This is a genomic window from Algoriphagus resistens (assembly GCF_001442615.1).
Taxonomy (GTDB): domain Bacteria; phylum Bacteroidota; class Bacteroidia; order Cytophagales; family Cyclobacteriaceae; genus Algoriphagus; species Algoriphagus resistens.
In genome coordinates, this window is the sequence record NZ_LMXN01000006.1 from 98715 (window position 1) to 121655 (window position 22941).

At 42.5% G+C, this 22941-nt stretch carries 14 protein-coding genes; 6 read left to right on the forward strand and 8 right to left on the reverse strand.

Annotated elements, in window-relative coordinates:
* Positions 1 to 9: 9 nt before the first annotated feature.
* The 6 genes from AS141_RS12565 to AS141_RS12590 form a co-directional block, all read right to left on the reverse strand.
* Positions 10 to 2487, reverse strand: coding sequence for a hypothetical protein (locus tag AS141_RS12565; protein ID WP_057938017.1), 2478 nt, complete (start codon positions 2485 to 2487; stop codon positions 10 to 12).
* A 133-nt stretch (positions 2488 to 2620) separates the two neighbouring features.
* On the reverse strand, positions 2621 to 4309 hold the full coding sequence (locus AS141_RS12570; RefSeq protein WP_057938018.1) for a RagB/SusD family nutrient uptake outer membrane protein: 1689 nt from the start codon (positions 4307 to 4309) through the stop codon (positions 2621 to 2623).
* Between the two features lie 11 nt (positions 4310 to 4320).
* On the reverse strand, positions 4321 to 7431 hold the full coding sequence (locus AS141_RS12575; protein ID WP_232424896.1) for a SusC/RagA family TonB-linked outer membrane protein: 3111 nt from the start codon (positions 7429 to 7431) through the stop codon (positions 4321 to 4323).
* A 484-nt stretch (positions 7432 to 7915) separates the two neighbouring features.
* On the reverse strand, positions 7916 to 8428 hold the full coding sequence (locus tag AS141_RS12580; protein ID WP_057938019.1) for a TlpA family protein disulfide reductase: 513 nt from the start codon (positions 8426 to 8428) through the stop codon (positions 7916 to 7918).
* Positions 8429 to 8483: 55 nt separating this feature from the next.
* The gene (locus AS141_RS12585) at positions 8484 to 9566 is read right to left on the reverse strand and encodes a hypothetical protein (RefSeq protein ID WP_057938020.1); all 1083 of its coding nucleotides are present in this window, start codon (positions 9564 to 9566) and stop codon (positions 8484 to 8486) included.
* Positions 9563 to 11353, reverse strand: coding sequence for an FAD-dependent oxidoreductase (locus AS141_RS12590; RefSeq protein ID WP_057938021.1), 1791 nt, complete (start codon positions 11351 to 11353; stop codon positions 9563 to 9565). Before AS141_RS12590 ends, AS141_RS12585 begins: the two co-directional genes overlap by 4 nt.
* Before the next feature lie 278 nt (positions 11354 to 11631).
* On the opposite strand from AS141_RS12590, the gene AS141_RS12595 reads away from it, so the two are divergent.
* A complete protein-coding gene (locus tag AS141_RS12595; RefSeq protein WP_057938022.1) occupies positions 11632 to 12648 on the forward strand; it encodes a LacI family DNA-binding transcriptional regulator in 1017 nt (338 codons plus the stop codon).
* Positions 12649 to 12859: 211 nt separating this feature from the next.
* Here the strand turns inward: AS141_RS12595 and AS141_RS12600 are convergent, their stop codons facing one another.
* Both AS141_RS12600 and AS141_RS12605 read right to left on the reverse strand, forming a co-directional pair.
* The gene (locus AS141_RS12600) at positions 12860 to 13915 is read right to left on the reverse strand and encodes a succinylglutamate desuccinylase/aspartoacylase family protein (protein ID WP_082632282.1); all 1056 of its coding nucleotides are present in this window, start codon (positions 13913 to 13915) and stop codon (positions 12860 to 12862) included.
* Positions 13916 to 14104: 189 nt separating this feature from the next.
* The gene (locus tag AS141_RS12605; protein WP_057938023.1) at positions 14105 to 15400 is read right to left on the reverse strand and encodes a nucleoside hydrolase-like domain-containing protein; all 1296 of its coding nucleotides are present in this window, start codon (positions 15398 to 15400) and stop codon (positions 14105 to 14107) included.
* A 360-nt stretch (positions 15401 to 15760) separates the two neighbouring features.
* Between AS141_RS12605 and pnuC the strand changes: the two genes are divergently transcribed.
* The 5 genes from pnuC (at position 15761) to AS141_RS12630 (ending at position 22877) form a co-directional block, all read left to right on the forward strand.
* A complete protein-coding gene (pnuC, locus tag AS141_RS12610; RefSeq protein WP_057938024.1) occupies positions 15761 to 16387 on the forward strand; it encodes a nicotinamide riboside transporter PnuC in 627 nt (208 codons plus the stop codon).
* Positions 16365 to 17438 (forward strand): acyl-CoA dehydrogenase family protein, encoded by a 1074-nt coding sequence (locus tag AS141_RS12615; RefSeq protein ID WP_057938025.1) that lies wholly within the window; start codon positions 16365 to 16367, stop codon positions 17436 to 17438. Before pnuC ends, AS141_RS12615 begins: the two co-directional genes overlap by 23 nt.
* Positions 17439 to 17701: 263 nt before the next feature.
* Positions 17702 to 19201 carry a rhamnogalacturonan acetylesterase gene (locus AS141_RS12620; protein ID WP_057938026.1) on the forward strand — a complete coding sequence of 500 codons (1500 nt, stop codon included), beginning with the start codon at positions 17702 to 17704 and terminating at the stop codon, positions 19199 to 19201.
* A gap of 593 nt (positions 19202 to 19794) precedes the next feature.
* Entirely contained in the window at positions 19795 to 20088 is a 294-nt protein-coding gene (gene rhaM, locus AS141_RS12625) for an L-rhamnose mutarotase (RefSeq protein ID WP_394331077.1), read from the forward strand.
* A gap of 11 nt (positions 20089 to 20099) precedes the next feature.
* The gene (locus AS141_RS12630) at positions 20100 to 22877 is read left to right on the forward strand and encodes a glycosyl hydrolase (RefSeq protein ID WP_057938028.1); all 2778 of its coding nucleotides are present in this window, start codon (positions 20100 to 20102) and stop codon (positions 22875 to 22877) included.
* Positions 22878 to 22941: the final 64 nt, after the last annotated feature.

Consider the following 22941-nt stretch of genomic DNA (forward strand, 5'->3'; position numbering starts at 1 on the left):
TAGGGAATCCTACTTGTACGTGAGCCAGGCAGTCGCGCTGCAGGCAGAGGTAGTTTTGAATCGGATCCAGCGGGATTGAAAAGTCTCTGGAAATTCAAAATGTATTGTTTCATTTGCAGGAACTTTGATTTCCTTATAAGTCATCCACGGGCCGTGTCCTATTGGTTCTACTTCAAGGATAAAGGTGATCTCCTGATCTGAATCATGGGAAAGGCTTAGGCTTTTTTGGTCATAAAACCCGATCAAATAGGGATCTGATGGGACATTCGCCTTTACCCGGGTATCCTTCCAAGGACCACCTGTTCCCGTAGGTTTGCCGAGTTTCCAAAGGTCATCGATTGCGCCTACCCAGACAGACGCCTTTCCATCTTCTGAAATAATGATATGCTCCCCATCTTTGGCTCCCTTTTGGAGGCCTGATAATACCAAAAGCCCTCTGTAAGACGCAAAATCGTGCACCTTAAATTGGTGGGAAGCAACAGGACGGATCTTCGCAAAGCCATCTGCATTCTCTGCAGGGAGCTCATAAAACGTTCCGTGCGCGTTAAAAAGATCCCTTTCAGTAGCCACTTCACGGGCAATTCGCATTGTCCCATTTACAGTAAGCGGGTCAAAAGCTTTCTCGCCCAACGGCAGGCGCCATCTTCTGCCCGAATCATCAATTACCAAAACAGATGAAGCATCCACTGCAACCACTCCTTTTGCTATGGCAAACTTATCTTTGATAAAATCCGCAGTTTCAGGGTCATCTTTTTTTACAAGATTCATTTGCCCATCCAATTCATAGTAGCCGTTTTCCTGAAACGTCCCATCAACAAAAGTCCCGGAGAGAATTCCCAAAGCACGGCGGTTTTCGCCCAAACCGTACAGCAATCCTCCTGAGTAATCCAGCTCCTTCAGCGTGGCCAGCCCATTAAAAAGCGCATCCGCAGACGAATAATACCTGCTTTGATCGGTGTATGTGAAATGTACAGTAGCCTTTATGTTTCTATCTGTTTTCACCCGTACCCATTCACCTACTTCATTTTCCCCGAATGCCACTTCGGCAGATTGACCGGGAGAAACCGTAATACTTTTCAGGGCTGTCCAGTTTCCATTGCCCAATTTATCAACTTCAAAATCAAAGGAGGCTTCACTTTCCCCTTCATTTTTCACCCAAGCCATGCGCTGATCCCAGCCGGCAAACAAGAATGGGTCAGAAGGATTGTGTTTTACTATTTGTTCAGATATGTATAAGGCTCCCTCTGCGGTATTAGGTCCCAGCTGGTCCGGTCGGTCAATCGAGGTGAACCATAGGTTGGAATTGGACTGGCCCGGGCCTTCAATCCCACCCTTCACATTCCTTTTGTTCAGAAATTCTTTTTGGGCAGAATCATCACAGCCAAATACCAACTGGTCATTCCATCTGGCATAATCCCCTATAACCTTTAAATAGGCTGATCTTGGACGTATCCCTGCAGTATTCTTAGAATTGAAACCCTGTGGAAAATCCCAGAACATTCCATGCATTGTCATCAAATACTCAGGAGTATCTTCTGTTCCTATATCTCTGATTCTCGGCCATTCAGTATTCCAGCCATGGGCGCCGTCGTAGCTATGGCTTGCCTTCGGCATTCTGTAAAATGACCACTTTCCATGATCTCTTGAAGCTAATAGTACAGATCTATGATCCCAGCCAGTTGCCCAAATCGGATCTGTTTCAGAATTGGGATTTCCATGGATTCCGCCTGGCCCAGTCACCTCCACAAACTGGTTTCTGCGGACTATTTTCCAATCTTTACCATCCCATTCAGCCAAAGCCCCAGCCTCAATATCGAATTGCTTAAGCGCTTCAGGCACATCCTCTCCATTATTGGAATATGCCAGCACGCCTTGGCCAGCGTATAAACCCTTACCGTGCGCCCCGACTAATAAAGGACTAAACTGTGCAGCGTTCCCCTGCTTTCTCACTACATTTCCATCAACGTAGAGCTGCTTGACTTCTAGAGAATGAACATCTACTTCATAGAAGCCCTCCTCCATCGTGCCATAATAGATTTTATTTTCTGGATCAGACAAATGTCGGGCGTTGCCCGTATGTCTTCCGGGCATAATTTCATAGGGTATTGTCCTGACATTCCCATCATCAGCTATGGCATAGGGACCGATAAACAATTGGTTGCTTTCATCATGGATCATCCTGTTGGCGGGTGTGCCGCCTATGCTTTCTTTTCTTACAATTTCATCTAGATCAGGAGTGATCTCATAGAGTTTATCAGAAGAACCAAAGGGCATATGAGGTGCATAGGTAATCACCCAAAGTCTGTCCCCCCAAGGCACGACTGCTCCGGTACCACATTCCCCTTCATCATTGTAGAAAGCTAAATGGGGATAAATCCCGCTGATCTGTCTGTGCTTACTTTTGCTTGAAACCTGGGCAATTATTGAATTGCTTACCAGGGTAAACAAGATAATAGGAAGTATAAATAAAAATCCGAAATATTTCATTGAGAGAAGGATTGGTAATCACTGTGTTCTAACTCTTAAATAAGTGATTTTAAGAAACAAAAACCTTTAAATAAGCCTATACCCCAAACCCAAACTAGTTACCGTTCGGGAGAAGCATAGGCCTTATAAAGGGTTAATAGCCTGGGTTTTGTTCAAGATTTTCATTGATCAAAATCTCTTTGGTAGGTATAGGCCATAGATATTGTTTAGACCCATCGAATGACCTGATAGCCAACCTTTTCACCAAGCCTGCCTCATACATTGGGGATAAATCAGCAATGCCATTTTCATCAATTTCAGGAGTCATCGGAAAAAACCATGTCCCCGCATCCACTACTTTTTCCTTCAGTTCGACAGGATCCAGCAAGCCATAGATACTTTGGTTCAGTGCTTTTTCAGCAATTTGCCATCTGATCAGATCACGATACCTGTTTCCTTCAAAGGCAAATTCCATCCTACGTTCAAAACGGATAATTTCCCTAAGTTTTGCCTGATCCATCGAGGTAACTGCCGGATAGGATGAATCATCTGAAACAGCTGCCCCATAGGCCCTGGCCCTGACGCTGTTGATTGCATCGAGTACTGATTGGTCTATCTGACCCAATTCAATACTTGCTTCTGCATACATCAACAATACGTCCGCAAATCGCATAAGAATTCGATCATTCTCAGCATTGAAGTTTGGTAGCCAGTCCTCATCGACCCCTTTCTGTAAAAGCAGACCGTTAAAAGAAGCAAAAGGCGCTACTGACCGAGTGTCATTGTTGGTTTGCTTTGTACCCGTATTGAAATTCATAACCATCACAGAATCCGGATGAGGCTCATAGATAAAATTCAAATGTGTTGACCCAAACTCAACGATGGTTGAGGCGCACCTAGGATCTCTGTTTTCAAATGGATTGTGAGGATCATATAGAGGAGATTCATCTATGGGAAGTCCGTCTGTACACAAGAACGCACTGAACAAATCCCATGAAGGAGCTTGGGCTCCTCCCCATCCACCGGCATTTCGAGGAAGGAAATCCCTGACATACCAGGTGACATTTAACGCTCTGGAACGTGGAATTGCAAAAATAACCTCGTTGGGATTTCTGGTCTGCGTAAGAAATAAGTCATCAAAATCCTCATGAAGCGTGTATTCCCCCAAATCCATGCATGCCTTTGCTGCTTCCCTGGCGACCTCCCAATCTCCCATTTCCAATGCAAAACGTGCCTTCATTGCCAATGCTGCACCTTTTGTCCCGCGCTTATTTTCTGAAGATCCATAGGCAAGCGGCAATAAGTCAGCAGCAAGGTCGAAATCACGGTAAACCGCTTCTTTAACCGTGTTTTTATCGGTCCTGGTCAATGTAAATGCTTCATCCAAAGTCAAAATATCCTCTGAATAAATGACATCACCGAAAAGAAAAACCATTTCCGCATACTTTTCTGCCCTCACAAATAATGAATTCCCCCTGAACTCATCAATGGTAGCCTGGGGTACGGTGCCTTCTACCTTGTCCAGGTTCAATAAAATGGTATTGCACCTGGCAATGACTTTATATGTGTTCGCCCAAAGGGTATTGATAGTTCCCCATTCCCCATTAATAGTAGCATTTGTAATGGGCGTCAATGCTTCTCTATTCGTGTAATCATCAGTCCAGCTATCGTTTAGATCAGTCCAGAAAACATCTCTAAAGAGATCGTTTACCGACATGTCTATCTCAGTTTCATTCGAGTACCAAGATTCACTTGATCCTTGAGAAAGCGGGTTCAGATCCAGGTCCGCACATGAAGCCAGTCCCAGTATTGCCCCTATATAGATATATACTTTAGTTTTCATTTTGCTTTTCTTTAGAATTGAATATTGGCACCCAAAACAAATGAGGACGTTATCGGATATCCTGAAAGGGCTACCTCAGGGTCCCAGCCCTTAGGATAACTGTTGATCGTAAAAACATCCGATGCGTTTCCGTAAACACGGATGCTTCTGATTCCCACACGCTGTAGAACAGCAGCTGGAATGGTATAACCCAATGAAATATTCTTCAGTCTGAAATATCCTCCATCAATCATCCAGAAATCAGACATGGCCATGTTGTTTCCATCGCTGGTTCTGGAAAGACGTGGATATCGGACATTCTGATTTTCTTCAGGAGTATTGTAGGTACTCCAATAATTTCCGTCGATGATTTTTGGTACATGTCCCCAGTTCTCAGGAAGTGGCTGGACCATCAATCCGCCCATTCTGTAGTTTTGGCTACCTACTCCCTGGATCACGAGTCCAAAGTCAAAGTTTTTGTAATTGAGTCTGATATTTCCTCCATATAAATAGCGAGGCATGCTTCCTCCCAATAACGTCCTGTCATATTCAGGTGAAATTTTTCCGTCAGGCACACCATTCGGCCCGCTAATGTCCTTGTATTTCACATCACCGGGACGGACAGAAGCATTGAGCACGGCAGAGTTATCTACTTCCTCCTGTGTCTGAAACAATCCATCTGATTGATAACCGTACCATTCATCAAATTGGCTACCTTCCATTCTTACCTGGCTTCCCAAAAATTGGATACCTCCTAGATCACCCATAGTGGATTTAAAATCAGAAAGGTTGAAGCCCACAGAATATCCCAACTCCCCAATATCATCAGCCCAACTTAATTCAAATTCCCATCCATTGGTGTACATTTTACCAGTATTCTGATCTGGATTGTCAAAACCAATGTAATCGGGAATCTCTAATGGGAGAAGCATGTCGCTGGTTGTTTTCTTAAAGTACTCACCCGACACCATCAGACGATAGTTAAAGAAATTTGCATCCACCCCGATATTATAGGAGGCTGTCTTTTCCCAGCTGATGTCTGGAATAGCATATTGCCATTGGGCAGCAGATTGGGTTGACACTACATTGGATCCTTGATGGAACAATACATTCGCAAAACCTATAGAAGATTGGTAGGGATAATTACCGATTCTCTCGTTGCCCAGTGTACCGTAGGAACCCCGGATTTTCAGAAATGAAACTACTTCATTCCCTTTGAGAAACTCTTCCTCAGAGAGCACCCATCCTAAAGAGAAGGACGGAAAGGATCCCCACCTATAATCTTCATCAAATCTTGAGGATCCGTCAAAACGAAGATTGGCCTGCATAAAATATTTCTCGCCATAATTGTAGGTCACTCTGCCGAAAAATGAATTGTATGCATTTTCATATGCACTACCTGAGTTCCCACGGAATTCCAGTGGGCCTAAATCCAGGTATGGGAAATTATCAAGTAAATATTGATCTCTCGAAGCGCCAAGACTTTCATAAAAGGCACTGTAGTTCTCATTACCGGCCAACAAATTCAGATTGTGTTTCCCATAGCTTTTATCATAGGTTGCCAAAAACTGGGTAGTCACCTGATGATTGTCATTTCTTGATTCCGAAAGACTGGTTGAATTGGCCCATTGAAGTGTCCCCATGTATACTGTAGGATCATCATAAGCATAATAAGGTACTCTTTTCTGAAAATTCTTCCCTTTGTTGAAGTTGAAATTAGGGGATAAAACAGCAGTCAGCTTTAAACCGTCAGTAACTTCATAATTAGCAGCCATTCTACCGCCAAACTGGTTTTCCCAGTTCTGTCTAAAACCTCCGTATTTAATTTGACCATAAATATTAGCTCCGGTCTTTCCCTCACCTACTCTACCATCCGACCATTCTGCCGCATAAATAGGCGCTGAAATAAACATATTATAAATAGGATCCATACTCGGGCGTTTGTTTACTTCCCTTCTGAAGAACATATCCATGGTCACACTTAAACGTTTGGTGATATTGCCGTCAGTATTGATCCTCGCATTGATTCTATCAAAATCCTGTCCCATATATAAACCACCGAATCTATCGTAGACAATTGATGCCTTAGTCCGGATTGCCTCTCCTCCGCCTGATATATCTATCGCATGCCTTTGGCGGGGGGCACTGTTTTTTAAGATCAGATCAACCCAGTCAGTAATAGGGTACAAGTCAGGATTTTGGGCATTCAATTCATAATAATTGTCTATCTGATCTTTAGGATATTGAGGATACTCATTTTCGTTATTTCCGTTATCGTTCCACCTGAGCTCATTTGCAATCTCCATATAGCGTTGTACATCAACATATTCTGGTAAAGTAGTAGGAACTTCCATACCATATTCAAAATTGTAATTTAAACTCAGCTCTCCTTTTTTTGCCCGCTTGGTAGTGACTACGATAACACCTGCTGCCGCACGTGCCCCATAGATGGAAGCAGAAGCAGCATCCTTCAGCACAGAAATACTTTCAATGTCATTGGAATTTATATTGTCTATACTGCTAACCGGAACACCATCCATAATGATGAGCGGATTGCTGTCACCTATAGTGGTTATTCCCCGTATCCTTATACTCGCTGAGGCTCCCGGAGCATTATTGTTCCTAGTCACCATGACCCCTGGGACTGTCCCTTGGAGTGCCTGTGATACCTGTGAGGTCTTTCGCTCGGTCAAATCCCTTCCTGAAATGGTAGAAACTGCACCTGTCAAATCACTTTTCTTTTGAGTTCCATATCCAACCACTACCACTTCCTCAAGATCTGAAAGATTTTCTCCCAAGGTTGCGTTAATTACGGATTGATTACCCACGGGTACTTCTTGATTTTCAAACCCTATAAATGAAAATACCAGTACAGGATCAGTGACCCCATCCGGAATTGTAATTTGAAATTTTCCTTCCAGATCAGAAATAACCCCGATTGAAGTTCCTTTCAAGAGAATACTTGCTCCCGGCAAGGCATCTCCATTTGAATCTTTGACCATGCCAGTAATTAGTCTTTCATCCACTTCTTTCATCGATCCGAGATGGAAAATAGATGTTGAGGCAAACACTTCGTTGGAAAAAGGTGGATGCCAAACAAGCAGTAAAAGCATTGCCAGCACCAGCAGTAATTTTCTATTCATACATCAGTTATTTTGGTAAAGTTCGGGTTATTGTTTTTCAATATATCAATTGAAACAACTAGTTTATTGCACACAAGATACTTGTTTATAAAATAATAAATAAACATTATTTTATACTAATTTAAAATTTACATTGCAACCGTTACCGATAACGTTTACATTTACAAATAGCGTAAAAAAACATTCACAATTTTAACAAATTAATATCAGAATAAACGCTTAATCATCTTGAAAATAAAGAACTAAATTAAACAGTAACAACTTCGGCATATAATCAGAAATTCAATCAAACGGGAACCGAGATTTCGCTCTAATAGAATTTTGTAATTTAATATCTAATAAATTATATATCGCACACTAAATTCAACTAGGGATCATAAAAACATGGGAACCTCTGCCAGTACCTTGAAAATATCACTTCTTATATCGGATAACCAATGATGTAAAAACAATTCCAAGAATAAAGAATATTTCAGAATACAAATCAGTCTGTCAATAGCTTGTTTATTTTGGCAGTCAGCTCATTGATCAGCTCTTCATCTGATCCTGAAAATCCTTTTCCCCTGTACCTGATATTCCCGGAAGCGTCCAGAATAATCCGCTGGGGAAGAGTTGTGATCGCAAGTGCTTCGCTTAAGGATTTCTCACCTGCCAGGGGTCTATCCAGGTACACCTGCATATCAAAGCCTCTTTTATCTAAAAAATTATTAATAAAGGGTCCATCTCTCCCTACAACCTCCAGGGTGTTGATAAACAGAAAGATTACATTTTCAATATCTTTAAAATTATCCTCTGTTTCAATCAGCGCCGGAAAAGATTTAATACATGGAGCACACCAAGTAGCCCAAAAATCCATAACAACAACTTTTCCAAGCATATCTCTTTTCTGAAACGGTTTGCCGTTACTATCAATAATCCGGAAATCCGGAAATTCATTTTCAGCTGGATCGTATTGCTGGGCGTAAAGAGATGATTGGGTAGCAACATGTAATACCATACAAATAAACCAACCTAGTATAAATCGTTCAAAATGTATTTTCCTTTCCGTCCTCTTAGTTATCCCAATCCCGTTCATCGATAAGATATCCATAATTAAATTCAGTATTTTCAGCAGCCTCTCTTACATTTTTCTTGGTGACTGCTGTAAGCTTATTATTATGCTCAATGATGTCCAAAAACTGCCTGGTCTGATTTCCGTTCATGCTGGTAATATATGAGCTAATGTATTCAATTGATTTGCTGCTTATATTTTTTGAAGTTGATAATTTATTAAACAGGGAAGTTTTGGTGTTTACATCAAAAAAATTAAACATAGCACAGACATCGTCCTGAACCGAAGCAGTATTCCACATCTCATCAGGAATGTTTTTAAGTATATATTTTCTGGTCAAAGGAATACTTTCTTTTAAAGAGTTTAGCCAATGGCTTTTATAGATTGAATAATCATTTACCTTGAAATTATGGTAGGCAAACAGATTGTACCCTGATCTGTCTGAATTTAAAAGGGATACCATCAATGCTTTATCAAGTAGCTTCTTCGTATGACTGGAAAGCATGTTTTTGATAGCCCCATTATATGCCAGATGCCAAAGGGTATAAGAAGAATATAACGCACCCTCTACTACCTCCTCTTTGATTTCCAGTGCTGTTGCCCCGGTGGTACCATCCACTACATCCGAGGCTTTGACTTTCTGCTTGTCGATCAGTTCGCTTTTTTCCTTGAATTTTAAAATGGAACCATCATTATTAAGCAGTTCATGGAGGCGGTCATAATCTTTCCCCGTAAACGGCTCGTGGTCAAATTTTGTCAAAGGATGTTGGGCAACTGTATCGTAGCCTACATATTCGCCGACCAGGTCCCAATACATTTTGACGTACATAATCTCACAGACCTCATCATCGCATACAGTAGTTCTAATATTGGATTGGTAAAACAGCGGTCTTTTTGATCCGGTGACCAATTCTACCGAAATGGGCTCGATCAACCCATCTTCCATCAGTTCGCCGATTATCGTTTTTTCGAAAGTATCCTCAATTTTAATCGGCAGATCAAAATAAAGCGGATCTTCAGGTGCTACTTTGCCGTTGACTCCGGTACACAGTATAATTATCCCAACAGCTACAATCAGTCTCACTTCTTCGGGGCAATGGTATTATAGTGCTTCTGTGATTCGATCAATTCCATGTATTCCTCCAGATGATCGGTATAAACTTCCCGCGGATCAATTCCATATTTTTCACAGATTACAGCTGCAATTCCCACAGCTGCCCCCATCTGTCCTGTCGTCCTCATTACTCTTGGGCCTCCCAAACCTATGTGGGAACAGCTAAAGTTTCTCCCGGCCATGAATAAGTTCTCAATATTTTTGGAATACAGAGATCTGTAAGGGATGTAATATTTGGGAGTTTTGTAGAAAATGGCTTCTGAAAGAAAATCAGGCTTGCTCTCATCCTTTAGGTTTTGCTGATAATGCACATCCACCTCCCGGGTTTCCATCACCACCGAATCAGGAAACTTTCGTTGATCTGTCACATCGTTGAATGTGAATATATAATCACCTTCCAATCTCCTGGATTCTCTTTTCCCGACCAGATAGGAAATCCATTCAAATGCCAGGTTTTCTCCTTCCGGTTTATCTTTTGCATTGGCAAATGAACCGTAGATCGCCTTCAGCATGTGGTCTCTGATCTCCTCCGCATCATCAATCTGATGAAGATCCAAGCGTGAGAGCTCCCATTTCCAGGTTCCTTCAGTGGCTTCATGATTCTGTGCAACCTCTTTGGCCCAGGGAACCTCGGGAAATTCTACTGGAGCATCATTTTTTACCGTTCTCCACAACACAGAAGAGCCCATGACAAAATCATCGGATTCTTCCGGAGACCACAGCTCACCCCATTCCTCATAGGCTTCACCATAGGTGTCCACGGATTCCCTTCCGTACATAAAATCCGCACCTGCCCAAAAGCCGATCCACCCATCTCCTGTGGAATCAACAAAACGTGGGGCAATAAACCGTATTCTCTTTCCTTCTGAAGTATGACGTGCATCCACCGATGAGATCCGGTTTCCTTCTGTATTGGCATCATATGCCCTCCAATTTGTATAGAGGTGGATATTTTCATACTTCTCTACATTCTTGTGTCTCTTAATTTCATCTTTATAGGCCTCAGGGGACCCGTTGGGATAATGCTCAGTATCCAACATCCTCAATATCCTTTCAAAATGACCATAAATTCCCAGCGTATGAACCCTGATTTCACTGCTTGCATTTCCTCCCAATACAGGACGGTCGTGAATCAATGCTACGCTCAATCCCTGCTCTGCCGCGGCAATGGCCGAAGCACATCCGGCAATTCCTCCTCCAACTACTACTAAATCGAAATCCAAGACTTCTTCAGGACTGGAAGCTTCGTCTGATTTCTTCATTCTCCAGGTAGCCAATTCCGGACTTTCACGCGGAGGAGCGTTCTGATCAGTACTTAAAAAAATTGCATCACATCTTCCGTTAAAACCTGTCAAATCAATCAACGCTAATTCCGTATCCCCACTTGCCAGTTTTATCTTCCCGGCATATTCCCAGGACCATCCGGGTGTCACCCCAAGTGTTTCAGGCAAAGTCCGGCCATCTATGGCTATCTGAAACCTTCCCGGTGCCTCCCAATTCCCAGGGGCCCAGTTCTTGGAACGGACCCAGACATGGTATTCTCCGGATTCACCAAGCTGGAATTTTGTATGGGCATCAGCCACAGGAGTTCCCATACCATGCGCCATCAAATAAGGGGAGCCCATCTGTTCGACAAACTGGGGATCCACAACCCATCCTCCCGGGTCATCAAAACTTTCAGCTTCAATTAAAACCGATTGGGCATTTGAGAAAATAAACAGGAAGTTAGAGATCAAAAGAAATCCAATAATTCTCATTAACATGGATATAGAGTTAGGGTTTATCTAGGATCAAAATTATCTATTCGATTCCAAATAAAAGATGTTATCATGCACATAATTCAAAACTTTATACCGTAAACGTTACCGAAAGCGTTTACAATTGCCATTTCATCAATCTTTAGGCAGAATAATTACCAAATACATAATATAATTTTGGCGCATAATTGAGTTAGGGTAGCTTTGCTATAGTGACTTTGCTTGTTTGCATAGCTAGTTTGCCTATATTGAAAAGTTTAATTCACCCAGAATAAACCATGAGCAAAAAAGTAACTACAATTAAGGACATAGCTGAGCGCCTTAATGTTTCTATAGCCACAGTTTCGCGAGCACTTCGTGGATCTACAGACATCAAACGTGAAACGAAACTGGCGGTCATGGAGATGGCGAAGGAAATGGATTATCATCCCAATCTTTTGGCCAGTAGCCTAAGCAGTAAAAAGTCCAAAATCCTCGGAGTGGTAGTACCCACAATCAACAGGCAATTTTGGTCCAACTCAATATCCGGGATTGAGAATATCGCCTATGGCCTGGGGTATAAGGTCATGATTTTTCAGTCTGCAGAGTCTTTTCAAAAAGAAGTTGAGATAGTAGAAACACTGGCCAATAGTCGCGTGGATGGGATTTTGTTAGCCTTGTCCAAGGAGACAAATTCCTACGGTCACATTCAAAATATTATGGATAGGGGAATTCCCGTTTTACTTTTTGAACGGGTATGCTCAGAAATTAATTCTTCGAAAGTCACCACTGATGATCTGAACGGATCCAAAGAAGTAGTGCAGCATCTAATAACCAGAGGAAAAAGAAAAATCGCCTACCTCAGCGGGCCTATGTCTCTGGGTGTTTGTGAGGCTCGGCTGACCGGATATAAGGAAGCGCATGAAGAAAACCGGCTTTCCTTTGACCCGGACCTCATTTTAGAGCTAGATGATTTCACTTATGAGGCTGCGGAAAAAGCTTTAAAGAAACTTTGGGAAGGGAGAACTAGACCCGATGCATTATTTTGCTTTGCAGATATATTGGCTATTGGGGCATTAGAAGCGGGGAAAAAGCTGGGAATTAAAATTCCTGAAGAATTGGCGATAGCGGGATTTGGCAATGACGACATAAGTAGATTTGTAAGCCCGTCCTTGACTACCATGTCCCAACCATCCTTTGAAATGGGACAGTTGGCAGCTGATTTAATATTAAAAGAGATTAACTCGGAGGAAGATCTTACAGAACCCCATTATAAAACCATTAAGCCTGAATTGATTATACGGGAGAGTACTTAATCACAAACATCTGCCTTGTTACCATTTTTACTGTAAACATCCTCAATAGATAAATCCAGGTGAGGCTAAAATTCAGCAATTCGAAGTTTTAGCGTTTAGGTAGCCAGTGCAATTCTTCCTTCTTATGCCCTTTTTCAAAATTGCCCCCCTTCTCAAGTAAACCTAAGTTGAGCCTCCCGTGACCCCTAATGCTATCAGCTAAGGTTACAATCTAATTCACCTTCCCTATACAAAACATAGTCTCTCCGGTATTTACCGGCGGGGTTCCGATTTTATAAAGGACTATCCCATCAAAACCTGAATGAATTTCCTCTAATTTTTCTCCAAAAATGTCCGTGATATAGCCTAAATATTGCCCCCTGGATACCTGGTCTCCGCTTTTAATATCACTATAAAAAATTCCCTGTACAGGAGCTTTAATGTAGTCTGGATTGACTAGCCACCTCTGATCTGAATGGGTTGAAATGGAACCCTGGATCATTTCCATTTCCTTGAGCATATTCAGAATTCCATTTTCTATCCTATCAATAGCCACTCTATCTGCAGCGCCCAACTTGCCCGCCTCTATGCTTAGTGCTGTTTTCCCCTGCTGTACAGCTTCCTTGAAAGCATATTCAGATGGCTGATCGGCTTTTAATGTGTAAGGATAGATTACGTTATATTCAAAATCAGCAGCACTGGCCAATTTTCTTGCCAGACCAACCTGTGCGGAAGCATCCTTTCTGTCATAAAAACATACGAAAGGAAGCAAATCTTCACTTGCATCACCTCCATGGATATCCAAAAAAACATCTGTAACCGGAATAATGACCTGACTGATAAATGCTGCTATTTTCTCGGTAACGGTTCCTGATCCATTGCCCGGAAATACGCGATTTAAATTTTTTCCGTCTTCAGGATGGGTGAAAACTGATCTTTGGTAGAAGGATGCTTCGCTGGCCAGAGGGATTATGAGTAAACTCCCTTTCAACTCTTTTGGGTCGATGGATTTAAGAATTCTCTGGACTGCAATAATAGGCGGATATTCAAAGCCATGAATTCCTGCCACTATAGTAAAAACAGGGCCATCTACCCGTCCCCTGATTATACTCAGCGCCAGTGAATCGCTCTCACCTAAATCAATGTAGCTATTCTTTATTGTTCCTGGAGCAATTCCCGCTAAAGGCGAGACCTGAGCAAAAGCACTTCCAATCGCTAGGCTAAAAGAAAAAGTCAAAACTAATAGGAGTAGTTTTGGTATAGTATGAACTAAGATGATTTGTTTCATTTCCAGCACGTGTTTTTAATTGATAAGAAGCTGTCCGGTTACCTGCACAGCTTCTTGGTAATTCTAACCAATTCCAATCAGAAATGAAAAATCCGCGAGGCTTTGGCTAACATACATACTGTTAATTTATCTCTTGAAATAGAACAACACGCTTTTGAAGCAAACCCAGGAATACGTATATGATAGGGGCTACTTTAACCACTCCCATCTTTTAGCCCAATCCCTCATAAACTCTTCTCTGTACTTCGACACCGTTTTAGCTCCCTGCTGGTCCTGAAGGAAGTATGTTGGATCCTGACGGTCACTAAACCAGTTTTCACCAAGGATATAATCAGTTGCAGAAGGTTTCGCCGGCCAAGGAACACTACTTACATATTCTCCTTGCAAAGCATCCAATTCAGCGATTCCACTACTGGTTCTGTAGGCTCCTATTTCGGGCTTTTTCGAGGAATATTTTACTCCATAGACTCCATCACCAAGGTAATAACCTGGCCATAGCTGGTCTTGTATCTGAATTTCAAAAACTACGGAATCCCGGGCAATATCCAGATTAGGCCCCTCAAATCTCCATTCTAGAGTAGCATAGGCAGCAACGGTATCTGCCGACGAACTTGCACCGAAAAAAATCGCTCTTGAACTCCGGTCAATTCTGTCAAAGCTTCCTCCCCAGCTTTCTCCCGAAGGCTCATCTGGATTTCCATTCATCACATAGGCCAGAGATGGGGTGTCACCCATTTTGATTTCACCGCCGTAGTGCTCCTCAAAATTCGATGCCATCGCTCCCCTTCCTTGGATATAGTTCGTATAGAAGTTCTTGTTGCTGATATCTGCCGGGGAATCTTCATCCATAAACCAACCCCTATACGTTGCATTCGCCTCAATCATCCAAAGATCCGGATGGTTGGCTGCGATATAGCTGTAAGCATTTACACTCCATTTTTTATTTGGTCCGCCAATCCAGTATACTTTAATATGGTTCTTAATCTCCGGCTTATCATGAAGGGCCTGGGCCAAATCCTCCAAGCCTCCCCATACAAGCACCCAAAGTGGTTGATTGCTTTTCTTCATTGCAGACTGAATAATCCAATCCGAACCTTCTGTAGCAATGGAATAACCCAAAAAGGGGGCACCGTTAAGAGCACCCTGTTTGGTTATCTTTCGCAAATCCCCAGGTTCGGGAAAGTCTGCCCTGCGTTCCAATAGCTTGGGATAATCCAGTTCATATAAAGCGATCATATCCAAAATATCTGATGTTCTACCGTTGCCATACGGAGAAGAGATCAAGCCTTCTATCTGAAAAAGATCAGCATACATCAGCAAATGGATCAGTGATTGGAAGTCATCAGGGTCGGTACCACCTATGTCAGAACTGACCAAAATCCTAGGTTTGGGCACTCCCTGTTGTGCTTGTATCCCATTAAAAATCAATAGGTTAATGATTAATAGCAAACCTACCCTTACAAGAAAAATTTTTACTTCTCCCATTACGCAATGATTAGTACGTAAATATCGGACTTCCCCTTGACTTACTATCTGTGAGTATCCTGCTAGTAATACCCCTGAGCAATTGTCCAATAGAATTCACTTAAATGCTAGGGAATCTAAATGGAGGGAGGCAGGAGCATCGGATCCATTAATTCAAAGGAAAGGGAGTAGTGTCCATCCTTTCGGATAATCAGGTATTAATTTCTATATTAGCGGCATCAAATAAGGGGTGCCCTAACTGTTACGGGCTGAGATCATACCCATCGGTGAGCGATCACCGAGCACCTGATCCGGGTAATGCCGGCGTAGGGACTAGATTACTGTTCTCCCTTTTTTGAATAATCATAAAACGTTATTCAAATGCTAGTTACTATTGATATGAGTCTGCTCGCCGAGCAGATCGAATCCACCAGTTTATTGGAATGGATCGCTGTGGGTTTCGGCGTTTCCGAAGTGCTTCTTGCCCGCAAAAACAATGTTTTGCTCTACCCTGCGGGGATTATCGGAATTCTCTGCTCAGGTTTCCTGTTAGTGGATGCCAAGCTCTATGCAGAAACTCTCCTCCATGCCTACTATCTGGTGATGAGTATATATGGCTGGGCGATGTGGAAAAACAGATCTGCCAGTGGCGCATCCCAAATCTCCCGAAGTACAGGCGCTGAACAGAGAATCACTTGGGCAATTGCTCTTGGTGGATGGGCATTCCTGTACTTTATGCTTACCAATTTCACTGATTCTGATGTGCCTGTAATCGATGCTTTCGTCTCATCCACAGCGTGGGCAGGGATGTGGCTTTTAGCCAAAAGGAAATTGGAAAACTGGATCTGGCTGAATGTATCCAACCTTGTTGCTATTCCCCTGCTCTTCCACAAGCAACTGATTCTAATCTCATTTCTTACCATTTTCCTCTTTGTAGTGGCGGTCTTTGGCTATTTCGACTGGAAAAAAGAACTTGACCGACCCCATGAAAAATTCAAAACTGTTTAGTCACGAACTTGCCACAAAAGCTGAGAAATTGGGATGCCTGCCCGAAGAATGGCTGACTGAAATCTACCATCAAAAGTGGTTCAAACTTTTTGTCCCCAAAGATCTCGGCGGGTTAGGTTGTTCCCTACCCGAGGCATTGGAAATCGAGGAAAACTTAGCCCGCCTCGATGGGAGTTTAGGTTGGACGGTAACCCTTTGTGCGGGAGCGGCTTGGTTTGTGGGCTTTATGGACGATTCAGTTCGAACTGCCATTTTCCCCCCTAAAGAGCTGTGCCTGGCAGGAAGTGGCTTTGTAGGAGGTAAAGCGAATCTGGTTAAAGACAAGTACATCATTTCAGGAAGTTGGACCTATGCTTCAGGGGCTTTGCACGCTACCCATCTTACCGCCAACTGCGAAATTCTGGAAAATGGTGAGGCAGTTTTGGACGATGAAGCAAAACCTGTAGTAAAAGCTTTTGTACTGGACAGAAAGGATGTGGAAATTCTCGATGGTTGGAATTATATGGGAATGGTAGCCACAGGAAGCCATGCTTTTCGTTGTGAAAACCTCAAAATTTCCCGAAATCGCTCGTTCGAAATCCTGCCCGAAAAAGCGAAGCTGGATGCTCCTGTCTACCAATATCCATTTCTCCAATTTGCCGAAGCTACACTGGCAGCAAATATTCTGGGCATTTCACAGCATTTGATAAACTTAATTGAGGAGTCGTTCTGGAAAAGACACGAGTACAGAAAATACGATAAGAAGCATCTCAGGCACTTCGAGAAACTACTTGACAAGCAAAAGGAAAAACTAACAAGATTTCGGGATGAGTTTTATCAGCAGGTAAAAGCATCTTGGGAAGAGCTTGAAAAACACGGGAAAATCTCAAGTTCAAGACTAAAGAAAGTCAGTAAAGTTAGCCGCAGACTAACACAAAAGTGCCGTGAGATAAATGGAAAATTATATCCTTTTTCAGGACTGGAGGCAGCCAAAACCCATACTGAACTCAACCGCGTTTGGAGGGATTTTAACACCGTAGGTCAGCATGCGCTTTTGATATTTCCTTTTTAGAAAATGTAGGCAGGTTAAAAGCCAGGTAGTATGTGCAGTAAAATTACCCGCAGGTTATCGCTGAAAAGGTGTATAGATAGCCGTGGATTGGTAAGCATAAAAATCAGTGTATTGACAAAATCAGCATAGATCTGAACAATTGATCTACGGCAGTCGAGCCTGCTGGAAATGTATTTTTGTATTAAAATCGGGTTTTCACCTAAAATCCTTTTGTTAAATTGTGCGAATCAAAATTTGCAATTCTTAGCAGCTCCTTACCAAGTATGTTATTCAAAAGCTCTTTACCCCCCTTTTCCCTACTCTTGATAGTCATCCTTTTTGCAGCTTTTCAGCAACCTTCTGACGAACAGAAAACCCTCTATCTGATCGGAGATTCTACAGTCAGAAATGGTGGAGAAGGGAATCTACAACGGGGATGGGGAAATTTCCTTCAGGAATTTTTCGATAGCAGCAAACTAGAAGTGAATAATCGGGCAATGGCCGGAAGAAGCACGAGAACTTTCATCAAAGAAGGAAGATGGGACAAGGTCCTGGAGACGCTGAAGCCGGGGGATTTTGTGCTCATGCAATTTGGGCATAATGAAGGATCAGAGCCGGACACAACAAAAGCAGGTTACAGAGGAGTACTCCGGGGAACGGGGGATGAAACCAAAGAACTTACCTGGCCGGATGGCACACGGGAAACCGTCCATACCTATGGATGGTATTTGGAAAAATTCATCAGGGAAACGAAGGCTAAAGGGGCAATTCCCATCGTGGCTTCCATGGTTCCGAGAAATAAATTCCAAGACCGGGAAGTAGAAAGAGCCTCCCAGGATTTCGGGAGGTGGGCGAAGGAAGCCGCTAGTAAACAAGACTCTTTCTTTATTGACCTCAATTCAATTATTGCTGACCAGTATGATGAATGGGGGCCGCAAGTCGTTAAAGGGCTTTTTGAGCGCGACCATACCCACACCAATGAAGCCGGCGCAAGAATTAATGCCTGGTCTGTGACTGACGCCCTGAAAGACTTGAAAGATTGCGATCTGAGAGATTATTTGAAAAAGGATAAGCCAACATTGTTTCTGATCGGTGATTCTACGGTAAAAAACGGTCAAGGTGATGGTGCTGGCGGACTTTGGGGCTGGGGAGATTTTATCGCTCCCTATTTTGATCAGCAAAAGATCAAAATACAAAACCATGCCCTCGGTGGCACAAGCAGCCGCACATTTCAGACCTATGGTCTTTGGCAGAAAGTGTTGGACAAACTAGAACCGGGAGATTTCCTTATCATGCAATTTGGTCACAACGATTCCAGCCCACTGGATGATGAAGCCCGGGCGCGCGGTACCATCAAAAGTTCCGGTTTGGAGGCTGAAAACATATATAATCCCATAACAAAAAGCCAGGAAACAGTCTATTCTTATGGGCAGTATTTACGACAGATGATTTTGGCAGCAAAAGCTAAGGGAGTAACCCCTATCGTCTGCTCGCTGATTCCCAGAAATAGCTGGAAAGATGGCAAAGTCATCACTGCAGAACATGATTATGGACTATGGGCAAAACAAGTGGCCTGGAATACTGAAACAGCTTTTATCGATCTCAACCAATTGGTCGCCAATGAATATGATGAATTTGGCGAAACCTATGTAAAAGCCCACTTCTTCAATGAATCCGATCATACGCACACCATTGAAGAAGGTGCAGCGTTTAATGCCAAACTAGTTGTTGAACAGATTAAGACTCTTCCTGATAATTCACTCAAGACTTTTCTAAAGGATTAATTTGTAATTTCAAATCAAGGTAATTTTTACTGGGATTAAAGCTGTCTGTCTGCTCTTTCAGTAGATATAGTATCTCTTATTCCAGCTCAGTCTACTTTCTTTTCGGTTTTCCAAAGCTCCCGAAGGTTTTGGTTTAGAATTCCCATTATTTCATTAAACAGTTTGGGTTACAACCGGAACTGTTTAATGAAATAAAAAAATAAATTCCTGAAAATTCAGGAAGTGCAAAACTAGTGTAACTAGTTCTTGGAAGAACTGAATGCACGTTCATTTATAATCATTTGCAGGTGGTTTTATGCAATAAAGGAAGTGTTCTCTTGCATAGACTTTGCATCCTATATGTACTAAAAAAACTGTCTTTCTGACTTTTGATGATGTAACTATACCTCCTTTTTGCGCAATTTTTTCTAAGTATTTGCGCAAAAGTTCTATCATTTCTTTTCCATAAGTAGTATTTGACGAATAACCTTAACAGGTGTTGGTTTATCAAATAGTTGATTTTTCTAACCCATAAGCTTTCATAAATTACATGGCGATAAAAGTTTTTAAAAATTATTACACTACCCAAAATGCCAAAAAAACTAGCCTTCCGGATGAAACTCATTCCTGGCTTTGAAGAAGAATACGAGAGAAGACACCGTGAGATATGGCCTGAACTTGTTACTTTACTTAAAGATACAGGAATCATTGATTATCAGATTTTTCTGGACAAAGAAACTTCTTGTCTTTTCGCTATACAGGAAGTCAATGGTAACTCCAGTTCGCAGGATCTGGGAAGTACCCAGATCGTGCAGCGATGGTGGGAATATATGGCAGACATCATGGAAACAAATGCTGACAACTCCCCAGTCTCCGTAGAATTACCCAATGTTTTCCATCTGCATTAATCCACATCCAAATGTTTTACCAAATCCGTTCATCGATTTTTATCCCTGTTTTTCTCATTTCAGGGATTTTATACGCTCAAGAGCAACCTGCTCAATCCCCTATTTGGCCAGAAATAACACAAAGTGCCAAACCTTGGACCCGCTGGTGGTGGATGGGAAGTGCCGTAGATGAGAAAAATCTATCAAATCTGCTTGACACCTATAGTGAAGCGGGCCTTGGTGGAGTGGAGATCGCACCGATCTATGGGGCAAAAGGGTATGAAGATCGGTATATAGATTTTCTTTCAGAGGATTGGCTGAGCATGTTGGCCCTCACTATCGATAAAGCTAATTCCCTTGGGATGGGGGTGGATATAACACAAGGAACGGGCTGGCCCTTTGGAGGCCCCCAGGTAAGTGCGGACAATGCAGCATCCCGAATGGTGATTCAGGATTATAAAAAATCGGATGGTCAAACATTTACTGATTCCATCATTTTTAGTAAAACGAAAGAAAGCCAACCTGATGCAAAACTTCTTGCAGTCATGGCTTACAATGAAAACAACCAAGCGAAGGAAATCACAAAATATGTTGATCAACATGGAAAGCTTAGCTGGAATGAAGCCGGGGACTGGCAGGTAAAGGCGATTTTTTTGGGTAAAACCGGCCAGCTGGTGAAGCGTGCTGCTCCCGGCGGAGTTGGTTATACACTGGATCATTTCAGTAAACCGGCGGTTGATTCCTATAACGCCTATTTTGAGCATGCGCTAGCTGAAAAAAAATACGGTTTTAGGGCGTTTTACAATGATAGTTTTGAAGTATACGGCGCGGATTTTACGGCTGATTTTTTTGATCAGTTCAAAAAACGTCGTGGTTATGATCTGAAGGAATTTTTACCCTTTCTGAAACGTGAGGATAATGCTGAAGAAGTTCGACGGATCAAGTCTGATTACCGGGAGACTATCAATGACCTGCTGCTAGCCAATTTCACTGGAAACTGGACAGAATGGGCACATAACCAAGCTAAACTCACCAAGAATCAAGCGCATGGTTCACCGGGAAATCTGCTGGATCTTTACGCCTCAGTGGATATTCCTGAGTGTGAAACCTTCGGGTCCAGTTACTTTCCCATTCCGGGTTTGCGAAGAGACAGCGCAGATATCAGAAACGTAGACCCAGATCCAATCATGCTGAAATTCGCTTCCTCCGCAGCCCATCTGACAGGCAAAAATCTGGTATCCTCAGAAACTTTCACCTGGCTGGGTGAGCATTTCAAATCTTCATTTTCCCAGATGAAACCAGAAGTGGAGCAGGCATTTTTGGCCGGAGTGAACCACATTTTTTATCATGGGGTTACCTACAGCCCTGAGGATGTCCCCTATCCGGGTTGGTTATTTTATGCATCATTGAATTTGACTCAGCAAAATAGTCTTTGGCCACATTTCAATGGTTTCAATGAATATATCGCAAGGTCTCAGGCAATTTTACAAGCCGGAAAAGCAGATAACGAACTGCTTGTATATTGGCCGGTTTACGATGTGTGGGCTGAGCCTACAGGAAGAATGGAAATGATTACGGTTCATGCTGTCGATGAATGGCTGCATCCGACAGAATTTTATAAGCAATCCAAAAAGTTAATGGAAGCTGGCTATTCCCTCGATTTCATTTCCGATGAAATGATTTCAAACTCGAATGCGAGCAATGGCTTGATCCGGACTTCAGATCAAAATTCCGCTAAGGTTTTAATTATCCCTAAAACTGAATTCATGCCCACGGAAACCTTGAGAAACATTCTCGAACTGGCTGAAGATGGGGCGACCATAATTTTTCAGTCAAAGCCTGAATCCATTCCCGGCTATCATTCTGACCAAAAGTCAAAGCAGGATATTTTCAACCAATTATGGGCTGCAATTGAATTCAAAGCAGGTCAATCGAAAATAGGAAAAGGCCAGATATTTCTTTCTGAAGAGCTTGCTACTACCTTGGAAGATCTGGGAATCTATCGGGAATCTTTAGTGGATTCTGGCTTGGGCTTCATCCGAAGAAAAGTGGAGGGCGGGACCTATTATTTTCTGGCCAACCATACTGCTTCTCCTGTTAACCAGGAAATTTCTTTGAATTCTTCTGCAGAATCCGTGATCCTGATGGATCCCTTAACCGGAAAAACAGGCCAACTTCCTTCTTCTGGTTCACCCAAAGGAACCAGCGTTCATCTTTTCCTCAAATCGGGGGAATCAGTCTTCCTAAAAGCTCTTGAAAAAAAGTCTGACCTGCCTTCGTCAGTTTGGACGGATTACAGCACCCCATTAACTGCGACAGACATTTCTTCGAATTGGGAGGTTACTTTCAATCAAGGCCAACCTACACTCCCCAAATCCCAAACTATGGCTACTTTGAAGCCTTGGACAGACAACGGGGATCCGGAAGCGGATGATTTCTCAGGCCAGGCAACCTACACGAGCACTTTTGATTTTAATAAAACTGAAGACAGGCATTATTTACTGACTATCGAGAAAGTCTATGAGTCAGCCAAGATCTGGATCAATGGTCACTATGTAGGGAATATCTGGAGTATCCCCTACCAGTTGGACCTAACTGAAAAGCTGAAGGATGGAAAGAATTCCATCAAAATAGAAGTCGCCAACCTGATGGCAAACAGTATCAGAAATTTGGATAGAAATGGTATTGAATGGCGAAATTATCACGAAATCAACTTCGTCAACATAGATTATAAGCCTTTTGAGGCAAGTAACTGGAAAACCATGGAATCTGGACTGGATGGAAAAATCCAGATTCTGGAATTTGAGTAGTTGAAATACGAATAGTGGGATTAAACCATATACTACAGGATACTTGTCAGCGTAGTCGTCCCTA